The sequence below is a fragment of the Streptomyces sp. B1866 genome (genome assembly GCF_031932565.1).
GTDB lineage: Bacteria > Actinomycetota > Actinomycetes > Streptomycetales > Streptomycetaceae > Streptomyces.
In genome coordinates, this window is record NZ_JAVSCF010000096.1 from 1 (window position 1) to 21,798 (window position 21,798).

A 21,798-nucleotide genomic window follows, 5' to 3' on the forward strand; every position below is an offset into this window, starting at 1 on the left:
GCGTCCCGGCCGCTGCCGGGCGGCGGCGCGGGCACGGCGCTGGCCGCGCCCGTTCCCGAGCCGCTGGCGCTGCTGGCCGCGGGCGGCTGGCTGCGGCTGCGCACGCCGTACGGCTCCGTCGCGCTGCGCCGGGGCCAGGGCGGCCTCTCGGCCCTGTCGGGCCTGACCGTCACCCCCACCCGCCCGCACGGCTGACCCGCTCCGGCCTCGCGGCCTGTGCCGGACGGCGGCCCGGCCCCGCGGCCTCCGGACGGCCCCAGAGGCCGCCGGCCGCGCCCGGCCCCCGCCGCCGGGCCCTTTCCGCTCCCGCCGTGCCGTCGGCCCGCCCCCGGTGAGACCGGGGCGGGCCGGTCAGCCGGTGTCCGTCAGTCCGGCGCGTTCACCATGGACGCCGCCGCGTAGGTGAGGTACTTCCACATCTGCCGCTCGTGCTCCGGGGCCAGGCCCAGCTCGTCCAGCGCGGTCCGCATGTGCCGCAGCCAGGCGTCGTGCGCCGCGCGGTCGACCGTGAACGGCGCGTGCCGCATCCGCAGCCTGGGGTGGCCGCGCTGCTCGCTGTAGGTCGTCGGGCCGCCCCAGTACTGGATGAGGAACAGGGTCAGCCGCTCCTCCGCCGGGCCCAGGTCCTCCTCCGGGTACATCGGCCGCAGGTCGGGGTCCTCCGCGACGCCCTGGTAGAAGCGGTGCACCAGGCGCCGGAAGGTCTCCTCGCCGCCGACCTGCTCGTAGAAGGTCTGCTGCTGAAGCGTGCCGCGCGGAATCTCCATCACCCATCCATCGTCTCAGACCGCCGGGCGGTGCCAGGGGGGTCAGCCGCGGCGCACGGTGATCGTGGTCCAGGCGCCGACGTGCACCCGGTCGCCGTCCTGGAGAGGGACGGGGACGTAGGCCCGTATGGGCTCGTCGGAGCCGTTGATGGTCGTGCCGTTGGTCGAGTCCTGGTCGACCACGGCCCAGCCGCCGTCCGGCTGGGCGACCAGGACGGCGTGCTGGTGCGAGACGCCCGGGTCCTCCGGCGGCCGGGACAGGTCGATGTCGGGCGACTCCCCGGTGCTGTGGCGGCGGCGGCCGATGGTCACCTGGGCGCCGGTGAGCGGGTGCTCGCGGGGCGGGGCGTAGGAGGGCATGTCCAGGCCCGCCGCCTCCGGCCCGCTGCGGTGCATCATCGCCGTGAAGTACTCCGGGTCGGGGGCGATGACGGCGACCCAGCTCGCCGGAGCGGGCGGTGGCGGCGCGGCCGGGCCCGGCGGCTGCGGCGCGTACGGCGACGGCGGCAGCGGCGAGGAGAGGTGCGGCGCCGGGGCGTACGGCGCGGGGGCGTGCGGCCGGGGCGGCTGCTGGTACTGCGGGTGCTGGTACGGCGGCGGCGACACCGGCGCGGGTGTGGGTACGGGCGCCCCGGCCGGCGCCGGGGCGGCGGGCGGCGGCAGGGTCCAGTCGTCCTCGGCGCGGTAGCCGAGCCGGTCCGGCCCGCCCCGGCCCGGCTGCGGCCCGGCGACCGGCGCCAGCGGCTCGGCGGGCCGGTTCACCTGCGAGGGCCGCGAGGGCTGGTACCCGGCGCCCTGCGGCGGCAGCGGCGGGAAGCCGCCGCCGTGCGCGGGCGGGGCCGAGGGAGCGCCGGGGGCCGGGGGAGCGAAGTTGTACCGGCACTCCTCGCAGAACTGCGCGCGCGCCTCACGGGGCGTACGGCACACCGGGCACGGCTCCCCGCCCAGGCCGCCCAGGCCGCCCAGGCCGCCCAGGCCGCCCAGGCCGCCCAGGCCGCCCAGGCGGTCCGGGCTGCCCAGGCCGTCCAGACCGTTCGGGTCGTGGCGGTCCTCGGGCGGTGGCCCAGGCGGCCCGGGCGGCGGAGGCGGCACGGGCACGGAGGCCAGGTCCGGATACCCGTATCCGGCGGGCGCGCCGGTGCCGGACGGGCCGGCGGTCACGGCCGTCCCGGGCATCCGGTGCCCGCACACGTCGCACCAGTCCTCGGTCGTCGACGCGTGGCCGTTCGGACAGGTCGGCATGTCGTGGTCCCCCTTGTGCGCCGTTCGTCAGCCGTTCCCGGCCGGATCGCTGTGGTCGGTCTGGTCGGTCTGGTCGGTTCGGTCGTCGGTCCGAGCCGTCCGGTCGGTCCGTTCGTCAGTCCCGTCGGTTCGGCCGGTGTGGTCGGTTCGGTCGGTCGGGTCGGTGTGGTCCGCGTGGTCGGGGTGCTCGGCCTGGTCCCGGTGACCGGCCGGACCGGCCGGGTCCACGCGCCGCCCCTCCCCGGTCTCCCCGGCGTTCCCCTCCCGCCGCCGTGCCACCCGTACCGTCTTGGTGGAGCGCGTTTCGAGGGTCATCTCGTCCGCCTCCGCCACGTTCGTCTTGAGCCGCACAGTACCGGTGGCGGCGTCCAGAACGTCGACCACCTTCGAAAGAAGTTTCGCAGTGTCATCGTGGCCCGAGGCGCCCGCGAGTTGCACGGCGCGTCCCAGCCTGGCCGTCGCCGCCGCCACGTCACCCGCCCTGCGGGCGTCCAGGCCGTCCTGGATGGCCCGGGCCAGCTCGGCCTGACCGGTGTAGTGCGCGACCTGCGGGTCCATCGACGCGGTGGCGGCCACGTCGTCCGTCCACACCACCCGTACCAGCCCCCAGAGCGCCTCCGCGCCCGGCCCCAGGGACCCCGGGGCCGGGGGTAAGACCGCGGGTAAGACCAGCGAGACGCGGGCCGCGAGCATCTCCCGGCCGACCTCGGCGGGCGGCACCCGCACGCACACGTGGTAGTCGCGGGACTCGTCCCCCCACGAGCCCGTCGGGTAGTCACCCGAACGGGGACCGGCCTCGGCGCGACGCCCGGTCAGGTCCGCCATGGCCGGAGCCACCTGCTTGACGAACACCACCTCCGCGCCCCGCGGCGTCCACACCCGCAGGCGCACGTCACCGGCCGCCTTGCCCGTCGCGGTCCGCACCATCCGCCGGAAGTCCGCGGCGAGCCCGGCCGAGTCGGCCACGATGTCGGCCGTGCCCAGCAGGGCGGAGGCGATGCCGGTGACCTCCCGCACCGCCCAGTCCGTGCCCACGCCCCGCGCGTCGCAGGTGAAGCGGCCCGCACACGCGTCGAGCACGGCCCGCAGCTCCTCGGGCGTCTCGTGCTCGTCGCGCCCGTCGGTGAGCAGGATGCCGTGCCGTACGGGCGCGTCGGCGGTGGCGAGCAGGCGGTCGGCGAGCCGCAGCCAGGCGCCGATGGCCGTGCCGCCACCGGGGCTCAGACCGCGCAGCGCCTCCTTGGCGCGGGCCCGTGTGCCGGCGTCGGCCCGCGCGAGCCGACCGCCGCCGGGGAAGACCTCCGCGGCCTGGTGGGTTCCGGCGACGACGGCGAAGGCCACGCCGTCGCGCAGCGCGTCCACGGCGGCGGCCGTCGCCTCCCGCGCGTGCCGCATCTTCGTCGGCGGATACTCCATCGAACCGGAGCAGTCCACCATGACGACCACCGCCGCGTCGGCCGGTCCGCGAGCCTCGCCGTCCGGTCCCGCGTCGGCGGCCTCCGGGCCGGGCGGGGCGAAGACGGGACCCCCGGCCGCCCCGCCGCTCCCGCTCGCGGTGACGGTGACGATCGCGTGCACCTCCCGGCCGTCCTCGGGCAGGTACGGGTTCTGGTGGACCTCGACCCAGAACCGCGGCTCCCGGCTCTTGGAGAAGTTCGCCATCTCGTCCGCTCCTTGGCTCGCCCTGTGGGCACCGGACGTCCGGGCACAGGAGACAGTGAGGTCGAGCGGAGCCTTCCCGTCCGGCCCCGCCCCGTCGCCGCGCACCGCCGCGAGGCCCCGGCCCGCCGAGCGCCGCCGCGCCCTGCCCGGTACGAGCGCGGCGTACGGCTCGGCGCGGGCGGACGGACCCCCTCGAACGGTCAGGCCGATACTGCCCCTTCAGACCGCGCCGGGAACGGCAGTACCGCCACTGTTACGTTGTCGTGGCCCCCCGCGTACACGGCGAGGGCCACCAGCGTCCGGGCCGCCGCCATCGGCCGCGTCCGCGCGTCGCCCGGCACCGCCGCGGCCACCTCCTCCGCCGTTTCGGTGTAGTTCCACAGCCCGTCGGTGCACACCACCACCACGCCGGGCCGGTCGGGCCGGAACGAGGCGGTGTGCGGGGAGAGTTCGTACGCGTCCGCGCCGAGCCAGCCGGTGATGGCGTGCGCACGCGCGTCGGAGTACGCCTCCTCCGGCGACATCAGGCCCGAGGCCACCATCTGCGCGGCCCACGAGTCGTCCTCGGTGAGCCGGGCGGGCGGGCTCGTGCGGTCGTCCGGCACCCAGTAGGCGCGGCTGTCGCCGATCCAGCCCACGGTGAACGCGTCGGGGGTGACCACGGCGCTGACGATCGTGCACGCGGGTGCGTTCTCGTGGCGGCGGTACGTTTCGCCTGCGTCGTCGGCGTCACCGTCGCCGGTACGGGTGCCCCGGCCGGTCCCGGCCCGCGGCTCGTACGCGAGGGCGTTGACGGCCTCGCCCGCCGACAGGATCGCCTCGGACATGGCCCGTTGCAGGTGCGTGCCCTCACCGAGCGCGGCGAGCAGCGCCGCGCGCGCCGCCCCGGCCGCCGCCGCCGACGCGTCGTCGGGCCGGGTGGCCGAGGACACGCCGTCGCACACGACCGCCACGGCGGCCGGTGAACCGTCCGGCAGCGCCCCGCAGGCCACCGCGAACGCGTCCTCGTTGCGGTGGTGGCGCAGGCCCCGGTCGGTGGCCGCCGCGACCCCGTGCGCCTGGGCCTCCAGATGGTCCCGGACGCGCACCTGGGCATAGCCGCAGTGCCCGCAGGTCCCGTCCCGGTCCACCGCCCCCGTACGGCACGCGGCACACCGCCGCGCCCCGCCCCCGGCCCCCGGCCCGGCCCCGGCACTCGCCCCGGCGGCTGCCCCGGTCCCGGCCCCGGCACCTGGCCTGGCTCCTGGCCCAGTCCCGGTATCGGCCGCCGGTCCGGTAGCGGGTCCGGCCACCGGCGCCACCCCGCTCCCAGCCGTGGGTCCAGCCGCCGGTCCGGCAGCGGGTGCCGGTCCCGGCCCGGGCACGCCGTCCGGCGCGGGGCCCGGGTCCGGCACGGCGCTCCCGGCCGACGCGGCGCCCGGCGCCGGGACGCGCGGGTCGGCCGGAGGCGTCTGGCGGGCCTGCGGCAGCCCGGCCCCGACCGCCTCGCCCGAAGCCGTACCCGCCCCCACCGCCTCGGCCGAAGCCGTCCCGGCCGAAGACCCGGCGCCTGGCCCCGCTCCGGCGGGGCGTGCGCCGACCGCGTTCGCCCCGGCCGCAGACCCCACACCGGGAACCGCCCCGGCCGGGCTTCCCCCGACCGGTCCCGTTCCGGTCGGGCTTGGGCCGACCGCACCCGTCCCGGCGGGGCTTCCACCAGCCGGAGCAGCCTCCGCCGGACCCGGATCCGGACCCGGATCCGAACCCGCCAAAGCCCCGCCGACCCGAGCCGCCCCGGCCAGAGCCCCGCCGCCCGGAGCTGCGCCGCCCGGAGCTGCGCCGACGGCAGCCGCCCCGCCCGTAGCCGCCCCGCCCGGACCAGCCCCAGCCGGCGGCGCCTGCGCCGCATCCGCATCCGCACCCGCGCGCGCGGACGCGCGCGCGACATCCGCACCGCACGCGTCGCAGAACGCGTCCCCCGACTCCAGCGGTTCCTCACACATCGGGCAGCCGGTCTGCCGGGCCTGCCGCTGCGGTGTCTGCGGTGTCTGCGCCATCTCTCACACCCACGTCCTGGGGCGGTAGCGGTTCGCCCGCTCCACCAGTTCTGCCCGCTCCCCGCCGCGCCGCGCCAGCCTGGCGAGAATCCGGTACGAGCGCTCCAGACCCAGCCGCAGCCCCGGCTCGTCCAGGTCGCTGCCCAGCAGCCGCGGCGGGCCGTCGCCCGGCGGCGCTCCGGCGCGCCCGGCCAGCGCCCAGTCCAGCGCGCTGCCCAGCACCTCCGCGCACAGCCGCTCGCGGCGCACCGGGTCGAGGCCGAACCCGTCCAGCCGCTCCACCTGCGCCGCGGCCGCCGTCAGGTCCTCCAGCAGGGCCTCGCGCGGGGACCGCTGGCGCAGCCGGGCCCGTACGGCCGCGACGCGCGCCGCCGTGTAGTGGATCGACGCCTCCGGCACCGACTCCAGGTGCCGCACCGCGCCCGCCCGGTCTCCGGAGCGCAGCAGCACCCGGGCCAGCCCGAAGGCGGCGCTGACGAAGCTCGGGTCGGTCGTCCACACCAGGCGGTAGTACTCGGCGGCGTTGTCCAGCTGGCCCACCGCCTCGGCGCACACACCGAGCGCCAGCTTCGGGGCGGGCTCGCCGGGGAACGCGTCGTAGAGCGCGTCGAACGACTGCGCCGTCACCCCGTGGTCCCCGCACGCCAGCGCGTACAGCCCCCGGTGCCACACCACGCGCCAGTCGTCCGGGCGCTCCGCCTGGAGCGCGTCCAGCGTGGCGCCCGCCTCCTGCGTGGCGCCCAGCTCCAGGTGGGTGCGCACGCGGCGCAGCCGCAGCTCGGGCGAGTCGGCGGGCGCCGCGTCCAGGGCGGCGCTCAGCTCGGCGGGCGCGGTGGCGGTCCCGAGGGCGGCCAGGAAACCGGCGTTGGGGTCGTCCGGGTCGACGTGCGGTACGGGCAGGGCGAGCGCGGCCGCGCGGGTGTCCAGTGGCGCCAGGGCGGGCACCGGCAGCGCGACCACGGACGGCGCCGGACCCGCCGCCTCCCGGGCCGCCGCCTCCCGCGCGGACTCCGCCCGGGCGGCGCGGGCCGCGGCCGCCCGACCGGCCGGGAGCCACCAGGAGCGCCGGGCGGCCGGGAAACGGGCGCCCAGCAGCGAGACGTCCCCGTCCTGCGCGGCGAACAGCTCGGTGTCCACCACCCGCGGCTCCGGCCCGAACAGCGTCGACAGCGCGGGCCGCGGCTGCCCGGTCCGCTCCGCCACGACCTCCCGCAGCACGCCCGTCAGCTGCTCGGCCATCTCCTGCGCCGAGGCGAACCGGTGCGCCGGATCCGGCTCGGTGGCCCGGACCAGCAGCCGGTAGAACGACTCGTACCGCTGGAAGACCTCGACGTGCCGCGGGTCGGGCAGGCTGTGCGCGAAGACCGTCGTGTAGCCGGGGAAGTCGAAGGTCAGCACGGCCAGCGTCCGCGCGACCGTGTACAGGTCCGAGGCCACCGACGGGCCCGCCTCCGCCACCTCCGGGGCCTGGTAGCCGACCGTGCCGTACAGCGGGCTGGCGTCGTCGTCCATCCGCCGCACCGCGCCCATGTCGATGAGCTTGAGCTGGTCCCGCTGCTGGATGGCGTTGTCCACCTTGAAGTCGCAGTACAGCAGGTTGCGGCTGTGCAGGTGGCCCAGCGCCTCCAGCGCCTCGATGCCGTACGCGCACGCCTGCTCCACCGGCAGCGGCACCCGCCTGCCGTCCGGCCCGCGCCGCTCGCCCGCGATGTCCTTCAACGACCTGCCGCCGACGTACTCCATCACGATGTAGCCGTCGACGCTGCCGGTGCGCTCGTCCCGGTGCTCCACGAAGTTGTAGATACGGACGATGTTGGCGTGCTCGATCTCGGCCAGGAACCGGCGCTCTGACACGGCGGCGGCCAGCGCGTCCTGGTCCTCCGTGTCCAGCAGGCCCTTGAGCACCACCCACCGGTCGGCCACCTTCCGGTCGATGGCCAGGTAGATCCAGCCCAGGCCGCCGTGCGCCAGGCAGCCCGCCACCTCGTACTGCCCGTTCACCAGGTCGCCCGCGCGCAGCTTGGGCACGAACGAGTACGGGCGGCCGCACCGGGTGCAGTAGCCCGCCGTACGGCCCGGCCGCCCGCCGCGCGGCCGGCCCACCGGCGCCCCGCACCCGGAGCGGCCGCAGAACCGCTTGCGCTCGGGCACCTCCGCGCGCTCCAGCACCGCCGAACGCGGGTCGTGGCGCGGCACCTCCGGCACGCTCACCAGGCCCGCGCCGAGCCGCCCGCGCCCGGACGTACGGGACGAGGCCGACGAACGGGCGCCGCGCACCGGCACCGCGCGCGGGCCCGCCCGCCCGGACTGCGCGCGCGACAGGCGGCCGGAGACCGAGCGGCGCGACCCCGAAGACCGCGACCCGGAGGACCGCGACCCCGAAGACCGCGACCCGGAGGACCGCGACCCCGAAGACCGCGACCCGGAGGACCGGGCCCCCGAGGACCGCGACCCGGAGCGCGACCCCGCCCCGGACCCGGAGCCCGCGCCCCCGGAGGCCGGTGCCGTCTCGGCGGACTCCGACGCCCCCGACCCCGCGTCCCCGGCCGGACCACGGGCCGTCAGGCTCGTACGAGGCGACTCCAGCCCGCCGTCCGGCGCGCGCGCCGGAGCCAGGCCGCACGTGCCGCAGTACAGCTCGCCGCCGCCCATGTCCTCGTACGCGCCGTCGCACTCCGGCCGCTCGCACGCGTCCCCGCTCATCGTCTCCCCCCGTCCCCGGTCCCCGCTCCGGCACCGCCCCCGTACCCGGAGCCGTCCCCGCCGCCCGAACCGGACTGATACGGCGTCATCGCCTCGGCCGCCGCCTGCTGGTAGCGCAGCACGGCCGCCTCGGCCGCTCGCAGGTCGCACGGCGCGCTCCACAGCAGCCGCCGCGCCGCGTCGTACCGCTCCACCAGCAGCAGGTCCTCGGCCAGGCCGTACCGCGCGACCTTGGCCTTGTACGCGTCCAGCCGCCCGCGCAGCTCCGCGCGCACCGCCAGCGGCGCCGTCACCGCCGTCAGCGACTCCCGGGCGCGCAGCAGCTCGTCCTCGGCGCGCTGCTCCAGGCTGTCCAGCAGCGGCGACAGCCGGTGCCACTGGGAGCGCCTGCGGTACTCGGCGGCCTGCACCAGCTGCTCGTGCAGCGCGGTCGGCGGGCCGCTGACCGCCGGTACGTCCGAGCCCGCGATCTTCGCCAGCACCTCGCCACGCGCCTCCCGGGCCTCCGCCAGGGTGCGGTCCGCGCGGGAGAGCACGTCCCGCAGCAGCATCAGCCGCCGCTCGGAGTCCTGCCGCACGGCCAGCACCGCCTCGATCTCCCGCCGCACGTCCTCCAGGGCGCGCGCCGCCGCGTCGTACCGCTCGGTGTCCGGACGGCCGCCGCCCGGCGCCGAACTCGGCGACGCCCCCGACCAGAACGCCAGCGGGTCGGAGACCACCCCCGCGCGCAGCCCGGTCAGCTCGGCCGTGATCCGCTCCAGGTCGTCGCCCGACGGGTGCTCGCCGGGCCGTACGCCGACGGAGTGCGCGAGCGAGCGGGTGCGCTGCAACTCGGCGGACAGCATGTCGATACGGGCGGGCAGCGCCGACCACACGGCGTCCGCGGTGACGATGACGTCCAGCGCCTCCGCGTACCAGCGGTTCATCCGCTCGACCAGCTTCTCCAGCGCCACCCGCTCGCTGAGCCGGGGCGGCTCGGCGCCGGGCGGGCCGGGGACGGCGGCCAGGGTGACGCCCGGGCCGTGCAGCAGCTCGGTCAGCTCCGCCAGCTCGGCCGGGGTGGGCCAGCGGCGCCGGGCGCGCACCTCGCGCGCGGTGGCCAGCGCGTCGCTGTACGCGTCGAAGTACGTCCACAGGAGAGTGATCGCCTGCTCGGTGTCGGCCCACCGGTCCTTGGTGACGCCGGTCAGCTCGGCGCCTTCGAGGAGTCTGCGGCCCGCGTGGTCCTGAAGGGCGAACAGCGAGGTCTCGATCGCCTCGTGCTCGGCGCCGAACCGTGCCAGCGCGCGGTCCACCTCCTCGCGGTCCATGACCGGTTCGGCTGGTTCCGCCACCCCCATCGATCACCTTCCGTTTGTGCGTCACTGTGCTGCCCGGCGGCGCGGGCGGCGGGGCCCACGGCCCCCTTGAACCTTCCCTCGCCGGTCCCCGGCGTCCCCCTCGACCTTCCGCATCCTCCCGTCGCGTGCGTCACTCCTTCTTGTACATGGCTGGCGGCGGCCGTGGGTTGTCCGCAGGGAGATAATCGGCGAGCCACTTCCGGTAGGACAGCTGCCAGCCGCCCTTTCGGTAGTCTTCCAGCACCTTGTTGACCCGGCGCACCAGATCGGTGTCCGCCAGGTTCATCGCCACCCCGTACGGCTCCCTGGTGAACGTCCCGCCGACCAGGTGAACGGTCGGGTCCTGGGCCGCCTGACCCGCCGCCAGCGCGCTGTCGGTGATCACCGCGTCCACCTCCCCGAGCTGGAGCTTCACCAGGCAGTCGAGCTGGCTGGCGGCGGTCACCACCTCCCGCACGCCGTGCCGGTTCTTGTCCAGCTCGTCCTTGCCGGTAGAACTCTTCGCCGTACAGACCTTTCGCCCGCGCAGCGAGTCGTCGAACCCGGTGACCTTCGAGCCCTTCGGCGCCAGCACCTGCTGGCCCGCCTTGAAGTACGTGGTGGAGAAGGCCACCTGCTTGATCCGGTCGCAGGTGATCGTCATGGTGCGCACCACCACGTCGACATCCCGGTCCTGGAGGGCGGGCATGCGCCGTTCAGTGGGGATCGTGCGGTAGATCACGGCGTCCGGGCTGCCGAGGATGTCCTTCGCGATGGCCCGTACGAGGTCGATGTCAAACCCCTTGAGCCCCAGTTCACCTCCAGGAGGGGGCAGGTTGTCGGTGTCGCGGTAGGCCCAGCGGTAGCTGTTCTGGTCCACGCCCGCGACGAGCTTGCCCCGCTTCTTGATCCGCTGGACCGCCGGGCCGTCCGGCGCCTTCGGGCCAGCGGGCCGCAGGCTCTCCTCCTTCTGGCAGTCGTCGTCGGCCTCTTGCTCCCCGGCCCCGCTCCCCGACCCGCCCCGGGCCCCGGCCCCGGCCTCCTGCCCGGGCGCGGCGGGCACGCTGTGCCCGAGCCGGTCGCGATCGCCCCGGCCGCCGCCCCCGCCGTCCACCAGCACGGGGACCAGGACGGCCGTGGCCACCGCGAGGGCCACCGCCAGCGCCGCGACGGCCGAGCGCGCCGTCGCCCCTACGCGTGACACTCCTGTCAACTTCGCCACCCCCGTCAACGCCCGTACGAAGCCGTCTCGCGCCGGCCCGCCTCCCTCTCCGGCACGTCGCTCGTGCTGCCCTGTGCGCCCGGCTCGCGTCGGCCCGTCCCCGCCAGGCCCCGCCCGGCCACTCCGCACCGGCCGCCCGCCGCCGCCCGGGCCCCTCACCGGTACTCCGACAGCCTGCGCCCGATGCCCAGCACCGCGCCCACCGCGCCCAGCAGGCCCAGCACCCCGGCACCGACCGCCAGCCAGGCGAGCGCCCCCCGCCCGTCGTTCGCCGCCTGTTTCAGCTCCCCCTTCTCGTGGGTGATGGCCTCCCTCAGCGCCTCCTGCACCTGCTGGAAGGACTCCTTGGTACTCCCGCTGCCACCGATCACCAGGCGCAGCGCCTGGCCGTAGTCGCCGTCGACGTCGGCGGCGTGGGCGGTCCTGTGCCGCTCCCGCCACTGCCGCGCGAACCGCGACGCCTCGTCCACCCAGCTGCGCTCCGCGCGGTTGTCCGCCAGCTTCCCGGCCCGCGCCAGCCAGGTTCCGGGCGCGTCAGAGCCCGTCGTATCGCCTGCGACGTCGGACGGCCCGGCAAGATCGGCCATTCGCTTGCCATAGCCCACTTCGTACGCGTCCGTGCCTCCTGCTCCCCCGTCCGCACCGTGCGCCACCAGCGTCAGGTTCTCGTTCGCCCGCGCTTGGACCGCGCTGAGCTGCGCCTCGTGCAGCACCCGCAGCGACCGCGCCCCGTGCGCCTCCGAGTCGTGCAACCGGGCGGCGGCCACGCCGTGCGCCGTCGCCAGCCACAGCAGCGCCACCGCTGTCGCGGCACTCGCGGCCAGCAGACCCCGGTTGAACACCCGGTTCGTCCGCAGGAACTCCCGGCGCTGCGCCCAGCCCAGCGCTCCCAACGCCACCGCACCCACGCCGAGCGCCGCCCACGGCCACCGCGTCGCGTCCGCGTAGTCCTGCCCGAGCCGGTCCCGCTCCGTCTCGTACAGGGCGCGGGCGGCGGGCAGCAGCTCACTGCCCATCACGTGGTTGGCCTCCCGCAGATACGCGCCGCCCAGCGGGAAGCCCAGCCGGTTGTTCGCCCGCGCGGTCTCCACCAGGCCCGTGTAGCGCGGCAGCAGCTCGTTCAGCTTCCCGATCTGGTGACGGGCCGGAGCCGACGCCCCGCTGTCGGCGGCAGCCTTGGCCAGCAGGCGCGCAGCATGCTCGATGTCGCGGTCGTACTGCTCGCGCTCCGCGCGCGGCTCCTGCCCTCCGGCCAGGAAACCGCTCGCGGCCGTCGTGTCCGCGTCCGCGAGCGACCGGTAGATGTCCGCCGCCGCACCGCTGAGCGGCTGGCTGCGCTCCACCACAGCCTCGGCCGCCGCCTGCCGCGCGGCCACCTGCCAGGCCGTCACCCCGCCGAACGCCAGCACCAGCGCGGCCAGCACCGCCCCGATGGCCCGCAGCCGCCCCGGCTCGGTCCGCGCCGCCGCCCGCAGCTGGTCAAGGGCCTCCCGCCAGGCGGGCCGCCGTGGCGCGGGCCCCCTGGGCGGCCACCCCGCCCGGGCTCCGGGTCCGAACCTGGACGGCGGCGCCTGTCTGGTGGCCGTGGTAACCGACTGTGACACGGATGGACCCCCCCTTGGTCGCTGTCCTCGTCAGTATCACCGCAGCCACTGACAGTCACACCGGGCCCGCCGGGGCCGACCTGGAAGGCCCAGGTCAGACGGCGGTCCCGCCGTTCCCGCCGGGTGCCTGTGTTCACGTGGGGGAGGGGGTGGGCGGTTCCCGGAAACGCCGATGCCCCGGGCCGTACGTGGAGCACGGTCCGGGGCGTCGGGGACGGGCGGTGGGTCAGGCGAACGGGCCCGCCTTCACCTGGCCGATGAAGGCGGTCCACGCCGGGGCGGGCACGATCAGGGCGGGGCCGTGCGGGTTCTTGCTGTCCCGCACGGGCACGGCCCCCCCGAAGCCGTCCGCGACCTCGACGCAGTGGCCGCCGTTGCCATCGCTGTAGCTGCTCTTGCGCCAGCGCGCAGCGCTCAGCTCCTGCTCGAACATTTCTTGTAGCCCTCCGCCGCCGACTCGATCATGGCCAGGGACTCCTCTCGCGAGAGTGCCGTAGCCCTGACGAGATCGTATGCCGTGCGGCAGCGCTTCACTAGCGCCGGATCGTCCAGCAACCGGCCGTTATAGAGCCCTTCGCTGTAGGCCGTGTCAGGAGCGTCGGAGAACTCCATGAGGTACAGCATCCCGGCCATCATCGCGTGTGCCCCCGCTGAGAAGGGCAGGACTTGCAGCAGGACACGACGCCGTTTGGCCATGGCCGCCATGCGGTCGAGCTGTTCCGCCATGGTAGCTCGGCTGCCGACCGGGATCCGCAGCACGGTCTCGTGGATCACAGCCCAGAACTCGGGCGGGTCGGGGCGCTCCAGGATGCGTGCCCGTTCGAGTCGGGTGTCGACCTTCTCGACAACGTACTCCTCGGGCGCGAACGGGTGGTAGGCCAGCGTGATCGCCCGCGCGTACTCCGCCGTCTGGAGCAGACCGGGCACGATCGTCGGCGCGTACTCACTGATGCGGATCGCGAGGGCTTCCAGCTCGGCGGCTGCCGCGAAGTAGTCCGCGTACGACGAGGCGTTAACCAGCTCTTCGCACATCCGACCGAAAAAGCCGTCGGTTTGTAGCGCGTCATCGATCCGCCGAGCCAACTCCAGTTGCGGCTTTCGAACGGCCTGCTCGAACTGGCCGACGTAACCGCCCGAGCAGAAAATCCGCATCCCCAGCTCAGCCTGCGTCAGACCTGCGGCTTCGCGGCGTCTCTTCAGCTCGGACCCGAAGAAGAGCCAGGCGGCCTGAATCGAACCCAAGTACGCCTTCTTCGGACCGTTGGCCATGGCTTGACTCCCTCTCACAGCTTTTCGGTTGTGCGGGTTCCGCTGGGGTCCACCGTAGCCCTATTGCGGCAACGCTAAGGCCGAAAGCACGAGTTACCCCCCCACGAGAGGGAGTTCCCATGCCCATGGCCAACAATCCGGGGCCGAACGGCCGCCGCGAGGACCAACTCGGAAAGGACAACGCCCGGCGCAACGAGCAGACCCGGCGTGACACGCGCGGAAAGGGCACCCGATGAGCCTCGCACCCGCGGCCGCCGCCCTGTTCGACCTGGACGCGCTGGACCGCGCCGCCAACGACGCCCTCGACCTCATCGGCGACGTCGGCGACGAGGAGGTGCCGCCGCTGGAGGACCTGCTGGACCGCCGGGGCGTCCTCCGCACGTACACCGTACTTCTGCTGCCCCTCGGGCAGGCGCGCTGCCTCCAGTTGGGCTTCAACACGCCGGAGCGCGTCGCCCTCACGCGCGCCCTCCAGCACGCCGAGTACGCCCTCTGCCTGCCGATCGCCAGCAACTTCGACGTGACCGTCATCGACACCCGCGCGCTCGCGCGGGCGGTCAGGATCATCCGCGCCCACATCGCGGCGGCCGAGGAGTCCGAGTGGTGATCCTGAGGAGGGAGGGGCGGTTCACCCTCTCCGCCGACAGCGTGCGGATCGGCGACGCCCTGCTCATGGGCGGGTTCCTGGCGACCGTCCGCGACGTGCAGACCGTCCACCCGTGCCGCAAGCGCCTGCTGTTCGACGACGAGAGCGTGTTCGTCGTGCACCGGGCGCACATGGTCGAGGTGTTCCGCGCCTACGTCGTCCCCGTCACCCGGCAGGCGGCCGCCCGCCCCCGGCCTCCCCGGTCCGGCACCGGGCCGCTCGCGCCGGGCGGCCAGGCGTCGGCGCTGGGACGCGCGGGCGGCGGGTCGGCCCGCTGAGGGCGGCCGGGCGGACCGGGCCGGACGCCGAAGCCGTAAGCCCGGGGCGCCGGGAAGCACCCCGGGTGACGCGTTCCACGTCCCGTGGTACGGCGCCTGCTTCGACGTCCGGCCGTACGCTGAAAGCGGCTTGCTCGTGCACCGAGGACCGTGAACCGGCATAAGGAGAAGCGGCAGTGGAGACGGCGGGACTGGTGGAGATCACCACCGAGGCGGAACTGCGGGAACTGGTCGGCGAGACGTCCCCGGGGGCCGTACGGAAGGTGCGGCGGTCGCTGGACGAACTGGACCGGCAATGGCTGGAGCGGTCGCCGTTCTGCCTGATCGCCACCTCGGCGGCCGACGGTTCGTGCGACGTGTCTCCGAAGGGCGATCCGCCCGGTTTCACCCTCGTGCTGGACGACACGACGATCGCCGTTCCGGACCGGCCCGGCAACCGGCGCGTGGACGGTTTCCGCAACGTGCTGAGCAACCCGCAGGTCGGCCTGATCTTCCTGGTGCCCGGGCGAGGCGACACGCTGCGGATCAACGGCAGGGCGCGGCTGGTGCGGGAGGCGCCGTTCCTGGACTCCATGGTGGTCAAGGGGCACCGGCCGTCGCTGGCGCTGGTCGTGGAGGTCGAAGAGGTCTTCTACCACTGCTCGAAGGCTTTTCTGCGCTCCGAGCTGTGGAACGAGGAGACCTGGGAGCCGGAGGCGCTGCCCTCGCGGGCCCGGATTTCCAGGAGCCTGGAGCGTAAGGACCAGTCGCTCGAAGAGCTGGAGCACTATTACGGGCCCGGATACGCCGACGGTATCTACCGCGAGACGGCGTGAGCCCCCGCCCGTACGACAAGAACCCCGCCGCCGCTGAAAGAACCCGTGCCGCACGGCCGTTGATTTGACCGTTCCGTGGCCCTTCCTTGGTTCCTTCTTAGCGAACACATGTCCCTGGCATGAGCGGATCAGGACGAGAGTGGCGAGTCGGTGGCGCCCGCACCGGTACGCGCGGGCGCCGCCGTCCACGACCACGACGATTCGTACCGCAGGGGGTCAAGTGAGATCTTCCCGCTCCAGAAGGTCCCGCGTCACTCGAAGGAAAACCCTGGTCACGGCGGCCGTGCTGCCGCTGGTCGCCGGGGCGGCCGCGCTCGGCGGGCCGTCCGCGCGGGCGGACGTGCCCGGGGCGGACGGCCGCGACGCACTGCGGGGCACCAAGCCGGTCTGGGCGACGGCCACGGCGGACAGGGGAAGCACGGCCGACCGCGCGCACCTCACCGCGCGCGTGTACCTCGCCGGACGGGACGCGAGGGGCCTGGCCGCGTACGCCCGCGCGGTGTCCGACCCGCGGTCACGCGCGTACGGCCGGTACCTGACGCCGGACCAGGTCCGCGACCGGTTCGGGCCGTCGGCCTGGCAGACGGCCAGGGTCACCGGCTGGCTGAAGTCCTCGGGCCTGACCGTCACCGGGGTCAACCGGCACTACGTGTCGGTGAGCGGTGACGTGGCCGCCGCCGAGAAGGCGTTCGGCGCACAGCTGCACGACTACGCCAAGGGCGGCAGGGTCTACCGGGCGCCGTCCGCCACGGCCACCGTCCCGGCCTCGCTGAAGGGCGCCGTGCTCACCGTCGTCGGCCTGGACAACGCGCCCCGGATGGTCAGGCACGACGAACCGCTGCCGCCGCCGGACGCGGTGTTCCGCAATTCCGGCCCCTTCTCCAGCTACTACGGTTCAAACGTCGACCCCGGCCTGCCTCCGGCGTACGGCGCCCAGCAGCCGTACGCGATACGCGGCTACACCGGGGCGCAGCTGCGCGCGGCGTACGGGGCGAAGCGGCGGGACACCGGCAGGGGCGTCACCGTGGCCATCACCGACGCGTTCGCCTCGCCGACCATCGCCCGGGACGCGCGCGAGTACGCCGCCCGCAACGGCGACGCCCCCTACCGCGGGGGCCAGCTCACGCAGGTGCTCCCGGACGACTACCGCTACACCGAGGAGTGCGGCGCGCCGGGCTGGTACGGCGAGGAGACGCTGGACGTGGAGGCCGTGCACGCGGTCGCCCCGGCCGCCGACATCGTCTACGTCGCGGGCGCGTCCTGCACGGACGACGACCTGCTCGACGCGCTGACGAAGATCACCGACAACCGCCTCGCGGACATCGTCTCCAACTCCTGGGGCGACATCGAGGCCAACCAGACCCCGCAGAGCGCCGCCGCCTACGACCAGGTGTTCCAGGAGGGTGCGGTCGAGGGCATCGGCTTCTACTTCTCCTCCGGCGACAACGGCGACAACGTCGCCGCCACCGGCACCAAGCAGGTCGACACCCCGGCGAACTCCGCGTGGGTGACGGCGGTCGGCGGCACGTCGCTGGCCGTCGGCAGGAACGACACGTACCAGTGGGAGACCGGCTGGGGCACCACCCGCACCACGCTGTCCGCGGACGGCGAGAGCTGGGCGTCGCTGCCCGGCGCGTTCACCTCGGGCGCGGGCGGCGGCACCAGCCGCACCGTGGCGCAGCCGTACTACCAGCGCGGCGTGGTGCCGGACGGGCTCGCGCTGGCCAACGGCGGCAAGCAGAAGCAGCGGGTCGTGCCGGACATCGCGGCGGTCGGCGACCCCAACACCGGCTTCCTCGTCGGCCAGACCCAGACCTTCCCCGACGGCTCGCAGCGCTACAGCGAGTACCGCATCGGCGGCACGTCGCTGGCGGCGCCGGTGATCGCGGGCGTGCAGGCGCTGGCGCAGCAGGCGCAGGGCGGCGTGCCGATCGGGTTCGCCAACCCGTCGATCTACCAGCGGTACGGCACGGCCGCTTACCACGACGTGACCGACCACCCGCTGGGCTCCGGCGTCTCGCTCGCCGTGGTCCGCGTGGACTACGCCAACGGCTACGACGACAGCGAGGGCACGATCACGTCGCTGCGCGGGCTCGGCCGGGACAGCTCGCTGCACGCGGTGCCGGGCTACGACGACGTGACGGGCGTGGGCTCGCCCGCGGCGGGCTACCTGGCCTCGTACCACCGCCGAGACCGCTGACCCGCGACCCGCTGACCCGCGACCCCGGGGCCCCGCCCCACCCGCTGCCCGCCGTCCCACCCGACGGCGGGCAGCGGCCCGTCCGTCACCCGATCGGTGGAACCTGGCCTTCTCTGCCCATGGCATATAAGCTGGAACTTAAGTTATCCCCGTGTGGGAGATCGCGCTGCTGGAACCGGTGGAGCAGTGGTTTCTGCGGCTGTGCGAAGAGGACCCGGAGACCGCCAACCGAGTGACCGATGCCCTGGACCACCTCGCCTCGGCAGGGCCCAACCTCGGACGCCCGATGGTCGACCGGATCCATCACAGCCGGTTGCACAATCTGAAGGAGCTGAGACCGGGTTCGAGCGGTCGCGGAGAGGTACGGATGCTGTTCGTCTTCGACGCCACGAGAGAGGCGGTGATCCTGGTGGCGGGCGACAAGGCCGGGCGATGGAACCTCTGGTACGAGGAGAACATCCCGCTCGCCGAGACCCGGTACGCCGAGTACGTCGCGGCGCGCGAGCTGCGCGAGCAAGGAGGAGACCGGTGAAGGGACGCTCGTGGGACGAGGTGCGGGCCGAGGCCATGCGCCGTCACCCCGACCTGGCCAGTGAGGAGGCAGCGGCGCGCCGGGCGGAGGTCCGGGCGGAGAACACCGCCCGGATCCGAGGACACGAACTCGCCGAGCTGCGCCGGGCCGCGGGACTGACACAGGCCGACGTGGCCACGGCGTTGAAGGTGAGCCAGGCACGGATCTCGCAGATCGAGCACGGACAGATTGACAGCCTCGACATGCTCAGGGCCTACGCCGCTGCCCTGGGAGGCGAGGTGTCAGTGCTGATCCGGCGCGGCCCGGTCTCCGTGCAGGTCGCCTGAACCGTTTCTCCGCAGCCCCGGCCCGCGCGGGGCGTACCGGAGTCGCGCCGGGGCCACGGAGGCGGCAGGCCGCTCGCCGTACCGCTACTTCTGCGGGTTCGGGATGCTCTGCTGCGGGGGCGGCGGCGGGGGTGGGATGGGGCTGGCGGTCTGGGACTTCGCGGAGTCCGGGTCGGCCAGGGCGGACGGCGGGGCCGCGTCCGTGGCCGCGGGCTGCGGCTGGCCGGTGAGGGACAGGTCCAGCGGCTGGCCGATCATGCGCACGCCCGCCGCGTCCAGCGCCCGCTTGATCCGCCAGCGCAGCTCCCGCTCCACGGCCAGCGCCTGGCCCGGCATCGTCCGCGCCGACACCCGGACGACCATCGAGTCCAGGTGCACCGCGTCCAGGCCCAGCACCTCCACCGGCGCCCACAGCTTCTCGTTCCACGGCTCGGTGGCCACCAACTCCGCGCCCGCCGCCGAGATGATCGTACGGACCTGCTCAAGGTCCTCGTCCGGGCGGACGTACACGTCCACGTTGGCCGTCGCCCAGCCCTGGCTGAGGTTGCCGATCCGCTTGATCTCGCCGTTGCGGACGTACCAGACCTCGCCGTCCGCGCCGCGCAGCTTGGTGACGCGCAGGCCGACCTCGATCACCTCACCGGAGGCCACCCCGGCGTCGATCGAGTCGCCCACGCCGTACTGGTCCTCCAGGATCATGAAGACGCCGGACAGGAAGTCGGTCACCAGGTTGCGGGCGCCGAAGCCGACGGCGACGCCCGCGACGCCCGCGCTGGCCAGCAGCGGCGCCAGGTTGATCTCCAGCGTGGACAGGACCATCAGCGCGGCCGTGCCCATGACCAGGAACGACGCCACGCTGCGCAGCACCGAGCCGATCGCCGCCGACCGCTGGCGGCGCCGCTCCGCGTTGACCAGCAGGCCGCCCAGCGGGGTGCTGGTCGCGGTCTGCGCCGAGCGGTTCATGCGCTCGATCAGCTGCGTGATGGCGCGGCGCACGAGCGTGCGCAGTACGAAGGCGATGAGCAGGACCAGCGCGATGCGCAGGCCGATGCTCAGCCAGGTGGACCAGTTCTCCTCCACCCAGCCCGCCGCGTTGGTGGCGGCCAGGCCGTGCGGGGCGTCGCTCGGCCGGGCTTGCGCGGCCGGGGCGGCGGACCAGAACACTGCGGGACCCTTCGTGGGGGGACGGGGACTTCTCGAATGGCTCGTACGGAGTGTGTCCGGGCGCGAACGGTCGCACGCGAACCGCTCACACCCTAACCGGGCAGGAGGCGAAGCCCGTTCTCACGATGTGAAAGAGGCCAGGTCACAGGGGGTGGGTACGTGACGTTCGCCACCCTCCGCGTCGCGTCCGCGTATGAGCAAACACCGTTCCGGCCCACAAGGCCATGGCAGTTTCGGCCCTGTGCGGCGCGTGACGGTCCGAAATGCCCTTCAACCGTTAACCCACACATGGTGGCGTTCCGGCCAGGTCTCAGGGGAAACTGTTGGAGATCGTCCCGGCGCGAGCCATGCGCCGCCGGCGTACCAAGGAGGCATCGGTGCCGCATGTCCTGGTCCTCAACGCGTCGTACGAGCCGCTCGGCGTCGTACCGCTCCGCCGCGCGCTTGTACTCGTCCTCAATGACAAGGCCGTCAGTGTGGAGGACTCAGGCGCCCTGATGCACAGCGCGACCCACGTCATACCCGCGCCCAGCGTCGTCCGGCTGAAGCGCTTTGTGAGAGTGCCCTTTCGCGGCACCGTGCCGCTCACCCGGCGCGCGCTGTTCGCCCGGGACGGGGGCCGCTGCGCGTACTGCGGCGGCGTCGCGACCAGCGTCGACCACGTCATCCCGCGCAGCCGCGGCGGGCAGCACACCTGGGACAACGTGGTCGCGGCCTGCCGCCGCTGCAACCACGTCAAGGCCGACCGGCACGTGGCCGAGATCGGCTGGCGGCTGCGGCATCAGCCCGCGCCGCCGTCCGGCCTCGCCTGGCGCATCATCGGCACCGGCCATAGGGACCCGCGCTGGCTGCCATACCTGGAGCCCTACGGCGCGGACGACGTCATGGCCCGGATCGACGGCAGATCTTCTGCCTGAGACCGGGCCATTGTCGTGCCCGGTGTCTTCCCGCGGCCCGGTCCGGGGTGGCCGTCACTGACAGGCCCGGGTCACCCGGCGTGAGCGCGCGACGCGGCGCGGGTTGTAGAAGGCGTGCGGCGCGGTGCCGTGCGAGCCGGGGCACGCGGGCGCGTCCGCACAGGTGACGCGTGCGCCGACCGCCCCGGCCCGCTTCCGTACGCCGGGTCGCGGCTCCGGTCAGGCCGCTCAGTCCCGCGTCCCGGACACGCCGTACGCCGCCACCGACCACAGCGAGTAGCCGAAACGCGTCGCCCGCGCCACGCCCCGGATCCGGATGAAGCGGGTGCCCGGCGCGTCCATGCGCACCGTCTCCCTGCCGCCGCGGCAGTCGTCCACCACCGCCGCCGTGCGCCACGTGCGGCCGTCCGCCGAGACCTCCACCCGGTAGCGCGCCGCGTGCGCCTCCTGCCAGCGCAGGTCGAGTCGGCCGACACGGGCCGGGCGGGCCAGTTCCAGGCGCAGCCAGGCCGCGTCGTCGGCCGGGGACGACCAGCGGGTGCGCGGGTCGCCGTCGACGGCGGCGGACGCCGGGAAGTCCGGCGTCTCGTCGCCGGACGAGACGGCCCGGGCGCCGCGCTCGCGGGCCAGGTCGGGGCCGCCGGTGCGCGGGAAGGCCCGTACGGTCAGGGTGGCCTCGCGGGAGCCGAAGCGCACCGGGACGGCGTACGTGCCCGGCCGGGCGTCCTCCGCCACCGACACCTCGATGCGCGCCGCCGCCGTGCCCCCGCGCGGGGCGGTGACCTCCTCCGGGGCGGAAACGGTGATCCCGCGCGGGGCGCGCACGGTCAGGTCCCCGCGCACGTCGCCCGGGCGGCGGGCGGTCAGCAGCGCCTCCACGGCCACCGGCCGACCGCCGACCTCCGCCTCCGCCTCGGCACGGGACAGCCGCAGGTCGGCGGCGGGCGTGTCGGCGAACCAGGGGGTGACCTCGTAGACGGCGGGCGGGCGCGGGGCGGCGCCGGGACCGGCGGGAGGCGGGGCGCCGGTACGGGCCGGGGCCGGTTCCCCGTGCCGGGTGGCGCCTGGTCGGCCGTTCCGGGCGGCGCCCCGCCCG

Annotated in this window: 18 protein-coding genes and 2 pseudogenes; 8 read left to right on the forward strand and 12 right to left on the reverse strand. The window is 74.9% G+C overall.

Annotated features, from left to right (window positions below; translation table 11 throughout):
• Positions 1-195, forward strand: a pseudogene (locus RKE29_RS14935) (hypothetical protein); the annotation flags it as partial.
• A 170-nt stretch (positions 196-365) separates the two neighbouring features.
• Here RKE29_RS14935 and RKE29_RS14940 read toward each other — a convergent pair.
• From RKE29_RS14940 to RKE29_RS14985, 10 genes and pseudogenes are all read right to left on the reverse strand, one after another.
• Complete coding sequence (locus RKE29_RS14940; RefSeq protein ID WP_312005814.1) at positions 366-767, reverse strand: globin; 402 nt, start codon at positions 765-767, stop codon at positions 366-368.
• A gap of 42 nt (positions 768-809) precedes the next feature.
• Positions 810-2,009: an FHA domain-containing protein gene (locus RKE29_RS14945; protein WP_312005816.1), complete on the reverse strand. Its 1,200-nt coding sequence runs from the start codon at positions 2,007-2,009 to the stop codon at positions 810-812.
• A 270-nt stretch (positions 2,010-2,279) separates the two neighbouring features.
• Positions 2,280-3,671: pseudogene (locus RKE29_RS14950) on the reverse strand (VWA domain-containing protein); the annotation flags it as partial.
• 200 nt (positions 3,672-3,871) lie between these two features.
• Positions 3,872-5,707, reverse strand: coding sequence for a protein phosphatase 2C domain-containing protein (locus tag RKE29_RS14955; protein WP_312005817.1), 1,836 nt, complete (start codon positions 5,705-5,707; stop codon positions 3,872-3,874).
• Between the two features lie 3 nt (positions 5,708-5,710).
• A complete protein-coding gene (locus RKE29_RS14960; protein WP_312005820.1) occupies positions 5,711-8,410 on the reverse strand; it encodes a tetratricopeptide repeat protein in 2,700 nt (899 codons plus the stop codon).
• Positions 8,407-9,750 carry a hypothetical protein gene (locus RKE29_RS14965; protein WP_312005822.1) on the reverse strand — a complete coding sequence of 448 codons (1,344 nt, stop codon included), beginning with the start codon at positions 9,748-9,750 and terminating at the stop codon, positions 8,407-8,409. Before RKE29_RS14965 ends, RKE29_RS14960 begins: the two co-directional genes overlap by 4 nt.
• Before the next feature lie 130 nt (positions 9,751-9,880).
• Complete coding sequence (locus RKE29_RS14970; protein WP_312005845.1) at positions 9,881-10,933, reverse strand: glutamate ABC transporter substrate-binding protein; 1,053 nt, start codon at positions 10,931-10,933, stop codon at positions 9,881-9,883.
• A 173-nt stretch (positions 10,934-11,106) separates the two neighbouring features.
• Positions 11,107-12,555, reverse strand: a complete 1,449-nt coding sequence (locus tag RKE29_RS14975; protein WP_312005824.1) for a hypothetical protein — start codon at positions 12,553-12,555, stop codon at positions 11,107-11,109.
• 226 nt (positions 12,556-12,781) lie between these two features.
• Positions 12,782-12,988, reverse strand: coding sequence for a DUF397 domain-containing protein (locus RKE29_RS14980; RefSeq protein WP_312005825.1), 207 nt, complete (start codon positions 12,986-12,988; stop codon positions 12,782-12,784).
• Positions 12,970-13,824, reverse strand: a complete 855-nt coding sequence (locus RKE29_RS14985) for a helix-turn-helix transcriptional regulator (protein ID WP_312005827.1) — start codon at positions 13,822-13,824, stop codon at positions 12,970-12,972. The genes RKE29_RS14980 and RKE29_RS14985 overlap by 19 nt, the downstream gene beginning before the upstream one ends.
• Before the next feature lie 232 nt (positions 13,825-14,056).
• Here RKE29_RS14985 and RKE29_RS14990 point away from each other — a divergent pair, with 232 nt between their 5' ends.
• The 6 genes from RKE29_RS14990 to RKE29_RS15015 all read left to right on the forward strand — a co-directional run bounded on the left by RKE29_RS14990 (position 14,057) and on the right by RKE29_RS15015 (position 18,621).
• A complete protein-coding gene (locus tag RKE29_RS14990; RefSeq protein ID WP_312005829.1) occupies positions 14,057-14,431 on the forward strand; it encodes a DUF6415 family natural product biosynthesis protein in 375 nt (124 codons plus the stop codon).
• Positions 14,428-14,748, forward strand: a complete 321-nt coding sequence (locus tag RKE29_RS14995) for a hypothetical protein (RefSeq protein ID WP_312005832.1) — start codon at positions 14,428-14,430, stop codon at positions 14,746-14,748. The genes RKE29_RS14990 and RKE29_RS14995 overlap by 4 nt, the downstream gene beginning before the upstream one ends.
• A 176-nt stretch (positions 14,749-14,924) precedes the next feature.
• Complete coding sequence (locus RKE29_RS15000) at positions 14,925-15,563, forward strand: pyridoxamine 5'-phosphate oxidase family protein (RefSeq protein ID WP_312005834.1); 639 nt, start codon at positions 14,925-14,927, stop codon at positions 15,561-15,563.
• Between the two features lie 220 nt (positions 15,564-15,783).
• Positions 15,784-17,763 carry a S53 family peptidase gene (locus RKE29_RS15005; protein ID WP_312005836.1) on the forward strand — a complete coding sequence of 660 codons (1,980 nt, stop codon included), beginning with the start codon at positions 15,784-15,786 and terminating at the stop codon, positions 17,761-17,763.
• Positions 17,764-17,914: 151 nt separating this feature from the next.
• Positions 17,915-18,295 (forward strand): type II toxin-antitoxin system RelE/ParE family toxin, encoded by a 381-nt coding sequence (locus RKE29_RS15010; RefSeq protein ID WP_312005837.1) that lies wholly within the window; start codon positions 17,915-17,917, stop codon positions 18,293-18,295.
• The gene (locus RKE29_RS15015) at positions 18,292-18,621 is read left to right on the forward strand and encodes a helix-turn-helix transcriptional regulator (RefSeq protein WP_312005839.1); all 330 of its coding nucleotides are present in this window, start codon (positions 18,292-18,294) and stop codon (positions 18,619-18,621) included. The genes RKE29_RS15010 and RKE29_RS15015 overlap by 4 nt, the downstream gene beginning before the upstream one ends.
• Before the next feature lie 84 nt (positions 18,622-18,705).
• On the opposite strand, the gene RKE29_RS15020 is transcribed toward RKE29_RS15015, so the two are convergent.
• Positions 18,706-19,785, reverse strand: a complete 1,080-nt coding sequence (locus RKE29_RS15020; RefSeq protein WP_312005840.1) for a mechanosensitive ion channel family protein — start codon at positions 19,783-19,785, stop codon at positions 18,706-18,708.
• A gap of 377 nt (positions 19,786-20,162) precedes the next feature.
• Here RKE29_RS15020 and RKE29_RS15025 point away from each other — a divergent pair, with 377 nt between their 5' ends.
• Positions 20,163-20,702, forward strand: a complete 540-nt coding sequence (locus RKE29_RS15025) for an HNH endonuclease (RefSeq protein ID WP_312005841.1) — start codon at positions 20,163-20,165, stop codon at positions 20,700-20,702.
• Between the two features lie 228 nt (positions 20,703-20,930).
• Here RKE29_RS15025 and RKE29_RS15030 read toward each other — a convergent pair.
• The coding region (locus RKE29_RS15030; RefSeq protein WP_312005844.1) for a discoidin domain-containing protein at positions 20,931-21,798 on the reverse strand (868 nt) is incomplete at its 5' end.

Coding starts and splice junctions, on each gene's coding strand:
- RKE29_RS14940 (WP_312005814.1), bottom strand. CDS start 767: ATGGAGATTCCGCGCGGCACGCTTCAGCAGCAGACCTTCTACGAGCAG.
- RKE29_RS14965 (WP_312005822.1), bottom strand. CDS start 9,750: ATGGGGGTGGCGGAACCAGCCGAACCGGTCATGGACCGCGAGGAGGTG.
- RKE29_RS14960 (WP_312005820.1), bottom strand. CDS start 8,410: ATGAGCGGGGACGCGTGCGAGCGGCCGGAGTGCGACGGCGCGTACGAG.
- RKE29_RS14990 (WP_312005829.1), top strand. CDS start 14,057: ATGAGCCTCGCACCCGCGGCCGCCGCCCTGTTCGACCTGGACGCGCTG.
- RKE29_RS14945 (WP_312005816.1), bottom strand. CDS start 2,009: ATGCCGACCTGTCCGAACGGCCACGCGTCGACGACCGAGGACTGGTGC.
- RKE29_RS14955 (WP_312005817.1), bottom strand. CDS start 5,707: ATGGCGCAGACACCGCAGACACCGCAGCGGCAGGCCCGGCAGACCGGC.
- RKE29_RS14985 (WP_312005827.1), bottom strand. CDS start 13,824: ATGGCCAACGGTCCGAAGAAGGCGTACTTGGGTTCGATTCAGGCCGCC.
- RKE29_RS14980 (WP_312005825.1), bottom strand. CDS start 12,988: ATGTTCGAGCAGGAGCTGAGCGCTGCGCGCTGGCGCAAGAGCAGCTAC.